The following is a 12,653-nucleotide window of genomic DNA, read 5'->3' as shown; positions in this document are numbered from 1 at the left end:
TGCGCCGACGCGGCGTACCGGCGGTCAGGCGCCCCGCCGGTACAGCGCGTAGAGGGCGGACTCCTCGGTGAGGAGGGAGGCGAGATCCATCGGGACGGAGTCCTTCGGACTGTCGCCCGTCGAGATGCGCGGCCCCTCACCGCCCGCGAGGAGAGGACTGATGGACAGGGCCAGTTCGTCCACGGTGTGCGAGCGGGTGAAGTCGCCCAGGACGGCGGGTCCGCCCTCGCACAGGACCTTCAGCAGTCCACGCCGGCCGAGCTCGGCGAGGACCGCGGGAGCCTCGACGGTCCCGGTGCCGCAGTCGACGACGTCGGCCACGGCCGACAGGGCGGCCCGCCTGCCGGCGTCGGCGGTGCCGGCCGTGAGGATGACCGGGCGCACGGGTGCCCTCGTGAAGAAGCCGCTCTCCGGGTCGAGGTTCAGGCTGCCGGAGATCACCGCGATGGCCGGGTGCGCGGCGAGCCCGTGCTGTGATCGCCAGGCGCGTGCGTCGTCGTCGACCAGTTCCCCCTCGTAGCCCTCGGCGCGGATGGTGCCCGCGCCGACGAGGACGACGTCGGCGAGCCTCCGCAGCACCGTGAAGATCCGCTTGTCGCCGTCGTTCCCGAGGCCCGCGGAGAAGCCACCGCTCGTCGCTGCGCCGTCGGCCGCCGCCACGAAGTTGAACCGGACATAGGGCCGGTCCACGGCAGGGTAGGCGTAGTTGCGGTGCAGGGCCTCGTCGTCGAGGCCGGCGGAGGTACCGGTGCCGGGGCCGTTGTCGGCGGACGGGCCGGAGCCGGGGAGGAGGGAGATGATCATGGGGCCGCCGGTTCGTTGTAGTCGCCCATGTTGTGGCGGAGGTGAAGGGGTTCGCGCCAGCCGAGGACCGCCTCGGTGAGATCGATCGCCGCGCGGGATGCCGCGACGTTGTGCATGCGGAGCACCCGGGCACCGCCGAGGATGCAGATGACGGCCGCCGCGAGCGACCCCTCCACCCGCTCGCGCTTCGGGCGGTCGAGTGTCTCGCCGATGAAGTCCTTGTTGGAGACGGCGGCGAGCGTCGGGAAGCCGAGGCCCGCGATCTCCGCGAACCGTCGCGTGATCTCCAGCGAGTGCAGCGTGTTCTTGTTGAGGTCGTGCCCCGGGTCGACGAGGATCCGGTCCTCGCCGATGCCGAGCCGGACGGCGTCGTCGACCCTGCGGACGAGGAACTCCGCGACCTCGCGGACGACGTCGTCGTAGGTGGGACGCGGATAGACCGTGCGGGGAGCCGCGAGGCTGTGGGTGATCACGAGGTGCGCGCCGGCCTCGGCCACGACCGCGGCCATGTCCGGGTCCCGCAGGCCGGTCGTGTCGTTGACGACATTCGCCCCGGCCGCGAGCGCCTGGCGTGCCACCTCGGGAAGGAAGGTGTCCGCGGAGATGATCACCTCCGACACCGCGCGCACGGCGCTGATGACCGGGACGATCCGATCGGCTTCTTCGGCGGCGGGGATGGGCTCGCCGGGGGAGAACGGCGCGCCACCGATGTCCACCCAGTCCGCGCCGTCGTCGACGGCCTTCAGGGAGGCGTCCACCGCGGCCTGGAGCGCGAAGGTCGCTCCACCGTCGTAGAAGGAGTCCGGGGTCCGGTTGATGACGGCCATCAGGGCGACCTGGCGGTCGAAGTCGACGGTGCGCGTGCCGAAGGTGTGTACCGCGTGCCGGAAGCCGGGCAGATAGGTGCCGGGCGAGGAAGGAGCCGCTGCGTGACTGTCCACCCTGCATTCATACCACTGCACCCTGCGCGTCCCGCTGCAGGTCCGAGGTGGCACCGCCACCGTGACCGGCGCCACCGGAATGGGCTGCGCGGCGTGGCGCCCGTAGAATCGGAGCATGCCCGTGTATGTCGATCACGCGGCGACCACGCCCATCTCGGCGCCGGCGCTCGCCGCACTCACCCTCGAACTCAGCCGCAGCGGCAATCCCTCCTCGCTGCACGGCTCGGGTCGTCGTGCCCGGCGGTCGGTGGAGGAATCCCGCGAGACGCTCGCTGCGGCCGCCGGAGCACACGCCTCGGAGGTCGTCTTCACCTCCGGCGGCACCGAGGCGGACAACCTCGCCATCAAGGGCCTCTACTGGGCGCGCAGGTCCGCCGACGCGGCGCGCACCCGCATCCTCTGCAGTGCCGTGGAACACCACGCGGTGCAGGACACGGTCGAGTGGCTCGAGCGGCACGAGGGGGCCGAGGTCGTGTGGCTGCCCGTCGACGCTGCCGGCGTCGTGTCACTCGACGCCCTTGAGGCCGCGCTCGCGGAAGCGCCGGAGCGTACGGCCCTCGCCACGGTCATGTGGGCCAACAACGAGGTCGGGACGGTGCAGCCCGTCGAGGCCGTCGTCGCCGAAGCCGCCCGGTACGGCATCCCGGTCCACAGCGACGCGGTCCAGGCCTTCGGTTCCCTGCCGGTCTCCTTCGCCGCCTCCGGACTCGCCACCATGGCCGTCAGCGCCCACAAGATCGGCGGACCGGTGGGAGTCGGCGCGCTCCTCGTCCGCCGCGACGTCACCCTGACGCCCGTGCAGCACGGCGGCGGACAGGAGCGGGACATCCGATCGGGCACGCTCGACGGCGCGGGCATCGCGGGCTTCGCGGCCGCCGCGGACGACGCCGTCGCGCACCTTCCCGTCGAGGCGCCGCGTCTCGCGCGGCTCAGGAACCGCCTGATCGAGGGCATCGCGCGCCAGGTGCCCGACGCCGTCCTGCGCGGGATACCGCACCCCGCACCCGAGGGCGCGCGCCTGCCCGGCAACGTCCACTTCACCTTCCCCGGCTGCGAGGGGGATTCGCTCCTGTTCCTCCTCGACCTGGCGGGCATCGAGTCCTCGACCGGCTCGGCCTGCACCGCCGGCGTCCCGCGGCCCTCGCACGTCCTCCTCGCCATGGGCCTGAGCGAGGACGAGGCCCGCGGTGCGCAGCGTTTCAGCCTCGGGCATACATCCACGGAGGACGACGTTGACGCGGTGGTGGGTGCCATCGGTGACGCCTACGGGCGCGCCCGTACGGCGGGCATGGCAGGACACGCATCGACCATCCAGACGGCAGGGACGGGTTTTTCGGCATGAGGGTACTGGCAGCGATGAGCGGCGGCGTCGATTCCGCGGTGGCGGCGGCACGGGCGGTCGAGGCGGGGCATGACGTCGTCGGCGTCCACCTCGCGCTGTCCAGGATGCCCGGGACGCTCCGGACGGGCAGCCGGGGCTGCTGCACCATCGAGGACTCGAGGGACGCCTGGCGCGCCTGCGACATCCTCGGCATCCCCTACTACGTCTGGGACTTCTCGGAGCGGTTCAAGGCGGACGTCGTGGACGACTTCGTCGCCGAGTACGCCGCCGGACGCACCCCGAACCCCTGCATGCGCTGCAACGAGCGCATCAAGTTCGCCGCACTCCTCGAGAAGGCCCTGGCCCTCGGGTTCGACGCCGTCTGCACCGGACACTACGCCAAAGTCGTCGAGGACGCCGACGGCAACCCTGAGCTGCACCGCGCCGCCGACTGGGCGAAGGACCAGTCCTACGTGCTCGGGGTCCTGACGCACGAGCAGCTCCGGCACTCGATGTTCCCGCTCGCCGAGACGCCGTCGAAGGCCGAGGTCCGCGCCGAGGCCGAGCGCAGGGGCCTCTCGGTGGCGAACAAGCCCGACAGCCACGACATCTGCTTCATCCCGGATGGCGATACGCGCGGCTGGCTCGAGGAGCGGATCGAGATGACCGAAGGGGACATCCTCGACGTCGACGGTCAGCGGCTCGGCAGCCACCCCGGCGCCAATGCGTTCACCGTCGGCCAGCGTCGCGGCCTCAAGCTCGGCACGCCCGCCGCGGACGGCAAGCCCCGCTTCGTCCTCGAGATCCGGCCCAAGCAGAACGAGGTCGTCGTCGGCCCCGAGCACCTGCTCGCGATCGATGAGATGACCGGCATCAAGGTGTCCTGGGCAGGCCTGCCGATCGGGGAGGTCGCCACGGGTGAGGAGTTCGACTGCATGGCGCAGGTGCGTGCACACGGCGATCCCGTCGCCGCCCGGGCACGCGTCCACGCAGGCGCGGGCGCCACGACGCTCGTGGTCCGGTTGGTCGAGCCCATGCGCGGCGTCGCCCCGGGCCAGACCGTGGTGCTCTACCAGGGCACGCGTGTCCTCGGGCAGGCGACCATCGACGCCGCTCGCTCCGCGCTCCGACCGGACCTCGCGGCGGCCGAGGGCTAGTCGCAGTTCACGGACCCCCTCCGGGGTCTGCTTGACTGGAGTCATGACGCATCCCCGCAGTGGTTTCGACCCGTCTGCCAGCTCGCTCGCAGGGGGCGTCGCCCCCGAGGTGATGGCCGAACTGCTCTCCGTGAGGAGCTCGATCGACAACATCGACGCGACCCTCGTCTACCTGCTGGCCGAACGCTTCAAGGCGACGCAGCGCGTGGGCCACCTGAAGGCCGAGCACGATCTGCCCGCCGGGGACCCGCAGCGCGAGGCGGCGCAGATCGCCCGGCTCCGGATGCTCGCCGAGGAGGCGCAGCTCGACCCCGCGTTCGCCGAGAAGTTCCTGAACTTCATCATCTCCGAGGTCATCCGGCACCACCAGGCCATCTCGGAGAACCGCCGTCCGGAGGCGACCGGTGGGCCCCGTGCCTGAGATCGGCTCCGCGACCGTCAGGGCGACGGCTGCGGGGGACTGGCCCGGGACCGATCCCCTCGAGGCCGACCGCGCGGTGCGCGGCGAGTTCGGCGGGGCGAACATACCCTTCCTCCCGGCCCTGCCCGCGCGCGGACCCGGGAGTGACGACGTCGGCCGCACCCTGGGGATGCTCGTCGAGCTGCCGTTCGACCTGCAGCCGCACGGATGGCGTCTCGTCCAGCGCCCCGGGGCCGACCAGCGCCGCGCCGAATCCGCGCTGTCCTCCGACCTGAACGCGCTCGGGGACATCGCGGGCGCCGAGGACCGTCCTGCTGCCGCATTGAAGCTGCACCTGCACGGTCCGCTGTCGCTGGCCGCCGGGCTGCACCTGCACAGCGGCGAACGCGTCCTGATCGACCACGGGGCCCGGCGGGAGCTCTACGCGTCGTTGGCCGCGGGCGCGGCCGACGTCGTCCGGCGCGTGTCCTCCGTGGCGCGCGGCGCGGACCTCGTCATCCAGTTCGACGAACCCGATGCGGACAGGATCCTCAGCGGCCGGGTGCCGACGGCCAGCGGCTACCGTACCCTCCGCGCGATCGACCGGCGCGAGGCGACGGAGGCGTGGGGCCTCGTGGCGTCGTCGGTCCTGGCCGCCGGAGCGGTCGGCACCGTGCTCGCCCTCGGTACCACGGACACCGCGCTGGAAGCGGCCCGCGAGGTGGCCGGCACGGCCCTGGCCCTGCAGCTGCCCGCGATCTCCGACCGACAGTGGGAGGCGCTCGCCGAGGACGTCGAGGCCGGTCGGGCGCTCTGGCTGGCGATCCTGGATCCGCGGGCCATCACTCCACAGGTCAGCGCGCTCGTGGAGCCGGTCCTCGCCGCCTGGCGTCGCGTCGGCCTCCCGCCGCGAGCCCTCTCGGCCGTGACGGTCACGACGCCGTCGGGCCTCGCCACGCGCTCGCCGGCGGACGCGGTGCGGGCCCTGACGCGACTGGCCCAGGCCGCGGACGCCCTCGACCAGGTGCGCGCGGAGGGCTGACCGCGGCGACCGTCAGACGCGCTGCGGGCCCTGACGCGACTGGCCCAGGCCGCGGACGCCCTCGACGAGGTGCGCGCGGAGGGCTGACCGCGGCGACCGTCAGACGCGCTGTTCCCAACGGCTCGGCCGTGCGGTCGCGGGCAGGGCGCCGTCGAACGGATGGGTGGCGTACTCGAACACCCCCGCGTACACGAGCAGGGTGCCCAGCTGCCGGTGGATGACGTTCGTCGTGATGCGGAAGGCGCCGAGGTCGTCGTCCCACCACTGCTCGACGTAGGCGAGTGCGCCGAGGGCGTCGGGCAGGGGGAGCCGGAGCCCTGCGAACACGCGCGTCTGCGAGGAGACCATGCGCATGCGGCCCTGCTCCGAGGCGGTGCACGTCAGGAGCGTGGCCATCCGGCGGTGCCGCCCAACGTAGTCCGTGAGGATGCCGTCCTGCAGCGAGGTGGTGTCCTCGAAGACCCGCACCGCGGTGCCGAAGTCCAGTTCACGGCGCGCCGTGAGGGCCGGGCGTCCGAACGGATCGGTGTGCGGGTAGTTGTCGATCGTGAACGGCACGTCGGTGTTGTACTCGGGGAAGAACGCGTTCTCGAGCGCTGTCAGCCGGAAGGCCGGCCGCGCGAACCACGCGGGGGAACCGGCGACGTCGAACACACCCCGCCCGTGGCCGGCGAGGCCACTGCCGGCATGCAGGCCGAAATACTCGCGCAGCTCGGGCTGGAGTCGTCCGAACCCTGTACCCATCGCCTGCTGGTAGATCGAGGTCATGCTGCCCACTTCCGTCGCTCGGACAACCAGTCAACCATGACGCGCACGGTGGGCCGTGCGTGCGTGCGCAGCCGGGGGCTGCCCGGGACCTCGGGTTCCGCACCGAGCGCGTCCACCAGGCGGTCGCGCATCGCACGGGGGGAGCGAGGCGTACCCCGGGCGCCTCGACGGACAGGCAATCCCGTCACAGCCGGCCGGCGGCCTTGAGGCGGATGTACGCGTCGGCCAGCTGCGGCGGCAGCTCGGACGGCACGGCGTCCACGACCTCCGCCCCCAGCAACCGGATCTGCTGCGCCACGGCTGCGCGATCGAGCAGGGCGCGTTCGGCGGCGGCCGCACGGAACGTCGCCGCCGCCGTCGTCCGGTCGTCCCGCATCTCCTCGAGCCGCGGATCGCGGACCGACGCCACCACGACCACGTGGCGTTCGGTGAGGCCGGGCAGGGCCGGCAGCAGGCCCTCCTCCACCGCGCCCGCGTCGAGGGACGTCAGCAGCACCACGAGCGAGCGGTGCGCCGACGCCGCGCGTACCTGCGCCGGGACCCGGGACCAGTCCGCCTCGATCAGCTCCGCCTCCAGGGGCGCCATCGCCGTCACGAGGGAACTGAGGAGGTTGCCCTTCGCCGTCGAGTCGACGCGCGCGCGCAACCTGCGGTCGAACGCCAGGAAGTGCACCTTGTCGCCGCCCCGCTCGGCGAGCACGGACAGCAGCAGTGCCGCCTCGATCCCGGTGTCCAGCCGGGGTTCGTCCAGCACCCGCGCAGCGGACGTGCGCGAGGTGTCCAGCAGGACGACGACGCGACGGTCCCGCTCCGGGCGCCACGTCCGTACGACCGTGTCGCGTCGGCGTGCCGTGGCGCGCCAGTCGATCGATCGGACGTCGTCGCCCCGCACGTAGTCACGCAGGGAGTCGAACTCGGTGCCCGCACCCCGGATCTGCACGGCGGACTGCCCGTCGAGCTCCCGCAGCCGGCGCAGCTTCGAGGGCAGGTGGCGCTTGGAGTTGAACGGGGGCAGGACCCGCAGGACGCCCGGAGCGGGAACGGCCAGCTGGCGCGCCGCCATCCCCAGCGGGCCGGAACTGCGGATGGTGACGGCGCCGACCCGCAGGATCCCGCGTCTGGAGGGCTGCAGGAGCACGGACATCCGCCGCGCCTCGCCCGGCGGCACCACGACGCGCTGCTCCGGATCGCGTGCGCCGGCAGACGGTTGCCAGGCCTCCCGCACGGTGGCACGCAGCCTCCTCGCCGTGTCATTGCGCAGCACGAGCGCGCTGGTGCACTCCTCGCCGAGCCGCACGCTGTCCGGCAGGGTCCGGACGATGCCCACACGCCTCGGCGACGCGGCGAGTGCTGCGTCCGCCGCCGCGAGGACGGCGAGCAGGGCGGCCCACAGCAGGATCGACGTCGCGCCCGGGAACAGGACGACGGGCACGACGCCGAGCAGCGCCAGCAGGACGAAGCGGCCGGTGATGACCACGGTGAACTCCTCTCGGACCCCGCACGGTCCGTGCGGCGGCCCTGCGGTGGGGTCGGTCTACCGGGGGACGGGGACGGTACCGAGGATGCTGCCGAGGACGTCGTCGACCTCCACCCCGTCCATCTGTGCCTCCGGCCTGAGGGCCACGCGGTGGCGCAGCGCGGGCAGGGTGAGGGCCTTGACGTCGTCGGGCGTCACGAACGTCCGGCCCGAGAGCCAGGCCCAGGCGCGCGAGGTGTTGAGCAGGGCGGTGGCGCCGCGCGGTGACACGCCCAACTGGAACGACGGCGAGCTGCGCGTGGCACGGACTAGGTCCACGATGTAGGCGAGGACCTCGGGAGCTATCGACACGGCGTCCACCGCCGCCCGGGCACGGTCGACGTCACCGGCGTCCGCGACGGCACGGATCCCGGCGGCACCGAGGTTGCGGGGGTCGAAGCCGACGCTGTGCCGGCGGATCACCTCGATCTCGTCCTCCCGGCCGGGCAGAGGCAGCGTGAGCTTGAGCAGGAACCTGTCCAGCTGCGCCTCGGGCAGGGGATAGGTGCCCTCGTACTCGACCGGGTTCTGGGTGGCCGCGACGATGAAAGGCGTCGGCAGCGCCCGGGAGACGCCGTCGACCGATACCTGGCGCTCCTCCATGGCCTCCAGGAGTGAAGCCTGGGTCTTGGGCGGCGTCCGGTTGATCTCGTCGGCGAGCAGGATGTTGGTGAAGACGGGGCCCTCGCGGAACGTGAACTCCGAGGTCGCGGACTCGTAGATGAGCGATCCGGTGATGTCACCCGGCATGAGGTCCGGGGTGAACTGGACCCGCTTCGTGTCCAGGTCGAGGGCAGTTGCGAGCGTCCGCACGAGCAGGGTCTTGGCTACGCCGGGAACACCCTCGAGCAGCACGTGGCCGTCGGCGAGGAGACCGATCAGCAGTCCGGTCACGGCGGCGTCCTGCCCGACGATGGACTTGCCCACCTCGCTGCGGACCCGGAGCAGCGCCGCGCGCGCGGACCGGCTGTCCTCGGTCTCGACGCCCTGCTCCGTCTCCGGGCGGTCGGCCAGACGGGTGGCCGGGTGGGACCCTCCGGAGGCGGCCGTCGGGTAGTTCCGGGAAGCGTCCTGCCGGCCGGGTGTGTCGGTCATGATGACGTGATCTCCTTCTCGAGGTCGAGGATCTCCTGTGCCCAGTGCACGAGGTCGCGGTGCGAGGTCGGGGTGTGATGGAGCAGTCGCTGTTCCAGCTCGACCCGGGGCCGGCCCGTGTGGCGGGCGGCTGCGTCCACCACCTCCAGCGGTGACGCCGAGCGGTCGACGCGCAGTCGACGGGCCACGCGGGCCAGTGTCGCGGCGCGGAGGTTCCGGGCCGCGTGGTCCACCGAGCGTGCGTCCTGGTAGAGGCGCGCACGTCCTTCCGCGGTCTCCGCCGAGCGGACGACGACGGGGAGCGGTTCGGTGGCGAGCGGACCGAGGCGCCTGCCGCGCCAGAGCATCGCCAGCACTGCACAGGCGAGAAGCCAGAGCAGCAGGGGATTCACCCACGGCGGAAGGAGGGTCAGCGGATCGATGCCCTCACCGACCGAGACGATGTCCGCTCCGGTGGGTTCGTACCAGACCAGTGTCGGGGAGGATCCGAGGGCGCGGAGCGCCAGCGCCGCGTGGCCCTCCTCGGTGATCGAGCCGTTGGACAGGAGCTCAGGCGCGCCGAGCACGGAGACCCGCCCGCTGCTGCCGGTGACGTACAGGCCGCCGGTCCTGGCACTGTCCTGGTCGGTGTCCTGGTCGGTGTCCTGGTCGGTGTCCTGGTCGGTGTCCTGGTCGGTAGTGCCTCCTGCCGGCCCGTCCGCAGCGCCCGGGAGTTCGACGGCGAAGCATTCCGTGCTGCCCGCGTAGGCCGTTCCCGCTGCGGTGATGCGGCCCGCTGCCGTCGCGTCCGGGTCGGCGCACTGCGCCGCCACGGGCGGGGCGTCCCCGGCGAGTCCGACGGGTGCCGGTCCGACGACGGCGAACCCGTCCGCCAGTTCCGAGAGCTGGCGGTCACCGGGCGCGGCCAGGACGGCGCGATCGGAGGCGGATTCGAGTTCGGCCACCTGATCCGCACTGAGGTACTGCTGGGCATCGTTCAGGAACAGGGTGGCCGGACCGGCCGACAGCTCGTCGAGAGCGTCCTCGAACGACGTCGCGTGGACGACGTCGACGCCCTCGGCGGACAGGACCTCGGCGACAGCCATGGCACCTGCGGGGCCGGGATTCCCGGGGGACAGGGGGCGATCGTCCTCCTCCGAGCCGGGGATGAGGTTGACGAGGAGGATGAGCGCCAGGACGAGGGCGCCGACGAGCAGGGGGAGGGCACGGCGGGCGCGGGTGCGCGCCGTGCCCAGCGTGCTTCCGCCGTCCCCCATGATCTCGCCGCCCGGACCGTGAACCATCCGCCGTGCGGGTGGCTCGGTCCCTCCGGAGGGCGCCGCCGGACGGGATGCGGGCCCAGCGCTGCCAGCACCGGATCCGGTTCCTGCCAGGGGCGTCACCGCGGTGCCGCCAGGACGTCGGCGCCGTGACCCGGCGACGCTGCCGGGCGTGCTGAGGAGAAGCTCGCGTCGAGCGCGGACGCCCGCCGGTACTGCTCGCCCGTCGCCGTGCCGTTGCCGTAATGGGTCTCGTTGAAGAGGTCGGCGAGCCAGGCGATGTCCGGGGAGAGCGCGGGGTGGACCCCGCCGAGCTGGACGGCGGCTTCGGTCGCCGTCCTGCCCGGCTGTTCGGCGATCACCACCCGCTCCTCTGACGCACGGATGATGGCCCGCAGCACGTCCGCGACCGCCCTGTTCCAGTCCCCGCCGGCCGCGTGTGCCGATGCCCGGTCGCGGTGCTGTGCCGCGGTGAGGTGCCTGGCGTCGTCGAAGACCGCGGCATCCGGGGTGCGCCCGCGGGCATTGAGGCGGGGTTTGATGAGCACGACCGCGACCACGATGACGAGCGCGGCCCCGATCGCGAGGACGAGCGTGCCGGGTCCTGCGCCGAGGCTGCCGATGCCGTCGAACAGGCGGGCGATCCCGCGGAGGAGGTCGGTGAGGATCCGCTCGAAGATCGAGGGCTGGGCCTCGACGTACACGGTCTTCGCCAGTTCGTCCTCGAGCAGGCCGCGCGCCTCGTCGGCGTCCGGGGCGAGGCCCAGGGACGGCAGTACGGGTGGGATCATGTGCTGCTCCGCGGCGTCGTCACGCGTCCCCCGCCGACCGCATCAGGAACGTCCGCCCGGCTGGTGGCCGAAGGCGGTCGTGCCCCCGGGGAGCGCGTCCGAGGGCGCGATGCCGGCCTGCTCGTGCTCGCGCATGAGGACGACATCGAACCCTTCGCGTCGGATCCGCAGATCGACATAGAGGAGCGAGGTGACGCCGGCCTGGAAGGCGTAGCCGATGGCGGTGAACAGTGCGGTGATGGCCTGCGTCGCGGCGAGGACCGGCAGGGAGTCGAGGGCGTCGGGCGTCGCGGAGGAACTGGCGCTGAAGCCGAAGAAGAGCGACACCGCGAAGGTGAGCGGCGTCGAGATGACCGAGGCGATGATGGACACGATGATGCTGGTGAGGATCACGATTCCGAAGGTCCGCCACCAGTTGCCGCGCGTCAGCCGCCACGAGCGCCTGATCGAGGTCCAGGGACCGGTCCCCTCGAGCATGAGAGCCGCCGGGGCGACGACGAGCTTGATGCTGACCCAGATCAGCACGGCGACGGCACCGAGGACGAGCGGCACGATCACCAGCGGCGAGTACTCCTCGAGCCCTGCGATCGCGAGGACCGAGATGCCGACGAGCAGCAGCAGGCCGGCGAGGCCCGCCGCGAAGGACAGCAGGCCGAAGCCCAGGAGGGGGAGGAGCCGGCTCCGGGCGAGCCGCCAGGCCTGGCCGAAGGTGGTCTTCTGGTTGATGACCGCTCGGGCGATCGGGATGACGAGGATCCCCTGCAGGACGAGCAGCGCCACGCCCGACACCACGCCGGCGATCGACGCGAAGACCCCCAGGCCGGCGACGGCGCCGATGATCGTATCCGTCGAAGGGTTCGGCTGGTCGAGCACCTCGATCGAGGAGAAGAGGTTGCCGAGCAGCAGTACCGTGACCAGGGCGACGACGGCCTGGAGGAGGATCGCGATCCCGAAGGTGGCCACGGGGTTCTTACGGCAGGCCTGGAAGGCACCGTCGAGGATCTCGCCGAGCCCGAGCGGACGCAGGGGGATGACGCCCGGTTTGGGCGGCGCCTGGTACTGGCCCGAATGGTACGCGGGTCCGCCGTACGGTCCACCACCCTGCCCAGGCCCCGGTGCCGGGTACTGGTTGCCCCATCCACGGGAGGGAGAGGAGATCGGACCGGGCGCGGAGGTCCCGGACCACGCGCCCTGCTGCCCGTATGAACCCTGACCCGCGGGTGCCGGACCGTACGGTCCCTGGTTGGTCGGTGCCTGCCCGTATGAACCCTGACCTGCGGGTGCCTGACCGTATGGACCTGGGTTGGTCAGTGCCTCGCCGTACGGTCCGTGGTTCTCGGTGTCCGGACGGTAGGACGGACCTGCGGCCTGTGTGGGGGAAGGGCTCGGGCCGCCGGGTGAGTGCCACGGCGACGCCGGGGGGTCGAAGGATCCTCCGGCCGGTCGTGCCGCAGGATCCGGGGCGCCGGTGTCGCGGCGGTGCTCCGCGCGCCCGGGGTCGCCCCCGTCGTCCTGCCGACCGTCTACCTGATCACTCATCGCATCCCCTCGAACGGCGC

At 72.5% G+C, this 12,653-nt stretch carries 12 protein-coding genes; 4 read left to right on the top strand and 8 right to left on the bottom strand.

The features are described from left to right. Positions 1-24: 24 nt before the first annotated feature. Positions 25-804: a pyrimidine reductase family protein gene (locus FNH21_RS02285; protein WP_152812016.1), complete on the bottom strand. Its 780-nt coding sequence runs from the start codon at positions 802-804 to the stop codon at positions 25-27. Beyond that, positions 801-1,745 carry a dihydropteroate synthase gene (gene folP, locus FNH21_RS02280; RefSeq protein WP_422108734.1) on the bottom strand — a complete coding sequence of 315 codons (945 nt, stop codon included), beginning with the start codon at positions 1,743-1,745 and terminating at the stop codon, positions 801-803. The genes FNH21_RS02285 and folP overlap by 4 nt, the downstream gene beginning before the upstream one ends. A 115-nt stretch (positions 1,746-1,860) precedes the next feature. Here folP and FNH21_RS02275 point away from each other — a divergent pair, with 115 nt between their 5' ends. The 4 genes from FNH21_RS02275 to FNH21_RS02260 are packed head-to-tail and all read left to right on the top strand — an operon-like array spanning position 1,861 to position 5,665. After that, complete coding sequence (locus tag FNH21_RS02275) at positions 1,861-3,087, top strand: cysteine desulfurase family protein (RefSeq protein WP_152812012.1); 1,227 nt, start codon at positions 1,861-1,863, stop codon at positions 3,085-3,087. Further along, positions 3,084-4,223 carry a tRNA 2-thiouridine(34) synthase MnmA gene (gene mnmA, locus FNH21_RS02270; RefSeq protein WP_152812010.1) on the top strand — a complete coding sequence of 380 codons (1,140 nt, stop codon included), beginning with the start codon at positions 3,084-3,086 and terminating at the stop codon, positions 4,221-4,223. The genes FNH21_RS02275 and mnmA overlap by 4 nt, the downstream gene beginning before the upstream one ends. Before the next feature lie 43 nt (positions 4,224-4,266). Further along, entirely contained in the window at positions 4,267-4,644 is a 378-nt protein-coding gene (locus FNH21_RS02265; RefSeq protein WP_152812008.1) for a chorismate mutase, read from the top strand. Beyond that, complete coding sequence (locus FNH21_RS02260; RefSeq protein ID WP_191931731.1) at positions 4,637-5,665, top strand: uroporphyrinogen decarboxylase/cobalamine-independent methonine synthase family protein; 1,029 nt, start codon at positions 4,637-4,639, stop codon at positions 5,663-5,665. The genes FNH21_RS02265 and FNH21_RS02260 overlap by 8 nt, the downstream gene beginning before the upstream one ends. 99 nt (positions 5,666-5,764) lie before the next feature. Here the strand turns inward: FNH21_RS02260 and FNH21_RS02255 are convergent, their stop codons facing one another. From FNH21_RS02255 to FNH21_RS02230, 6 genes are all read right to left on the bottom strand, one after another. Continuing rightward, a complete protein-coding gene (locus FNH21_RS02255) occupies positions 5,765-6,433 on the bottom strand; it encodes a DUF4166 domain-containing protein (protein WP_152812006.1) in 669 nt (222 codons plus the stop codon). A 184-nt stretch (positions 6,434-6,617) separates the two neighbouring features. Then, positions 6,618-7,910: a DUF58 domain-containing protein gene (locus FNH21_RS02250; RefSeq protein WP_191931530.1), complete on the bottom strand. Its 1,293-nt coding sequence runs from the start codon at positions 7,908-7,910 to the stop codon at positions 6,618-6,620. Positions 7,911-7,967: 57 nt separating this feature from the next. After that, positions 7,968-9,044 (bottom strand): AAA family ATPase, encoded by a 1,077-nt coding sequence (locus tag FNH21_RS02245; protein ID WP_152812004.1) that lies wholly within the window; start codon positions 9,042-9,044, stop codon positions 7,968-7,970. Further along, on the bottom strand, positions 9,041-10,327 hold the full coding sequence (locus tag FNH21_RS02240) for a DUF4350 domain-containing protein (RefSeq protein ID WP_152812002.1): 1,287 nt from the start codon (positions 10,325-10,327) through the stop codon (positions 9,041-9,043). Before FNH21_RS02240 ends, FNH21_RS02245 begins: the two co-directional genes overlap by 4 nt. A gap of 95 nt (positions 10,328-10,422) precedes the next feature. Beyond that, positions 10,423-11,094: a DUF4129 domain-containing protein gene (locus tag FNH21_RS02235; RefSeq protein WP_152812000.1), complete on the bottom strand. Its 672-nt coding sequence runs from the start codon at positions 11,092-11,094 to the stop codon at positions 10,423-10,425. A 42-nt stretch (positions 11,095-11,136) separates the two neighbouring features. Beyond that, complete coding sequence (locus tag FNH21_RS02230) at positions 11,137-12,633, bottom strand: DUF7847 domain-containing protein (protein WP_152811998.1); 1,497 nt, start codon at positions 12,631-12,633, stop codon at positions 11,137-11,139. Between the last annotated feature and the right edge of the window lie 20 nt (positions 12,634-12,653).

This window comes from Arthrobacter bussei (assembly GCF_009377195.2).
Lineage (GTDB): Bacteria > Actinomycetota > Actinomycetes > Actinomycetales > Micrococcaceae > Arthrobacter_D > Arthrobacter_D bussei.
The sequence above is the reverse complement of the archived record's forward strand: the minus strand, read 5'-3'. Positions and strand labels throughout refer to the sequence as shown.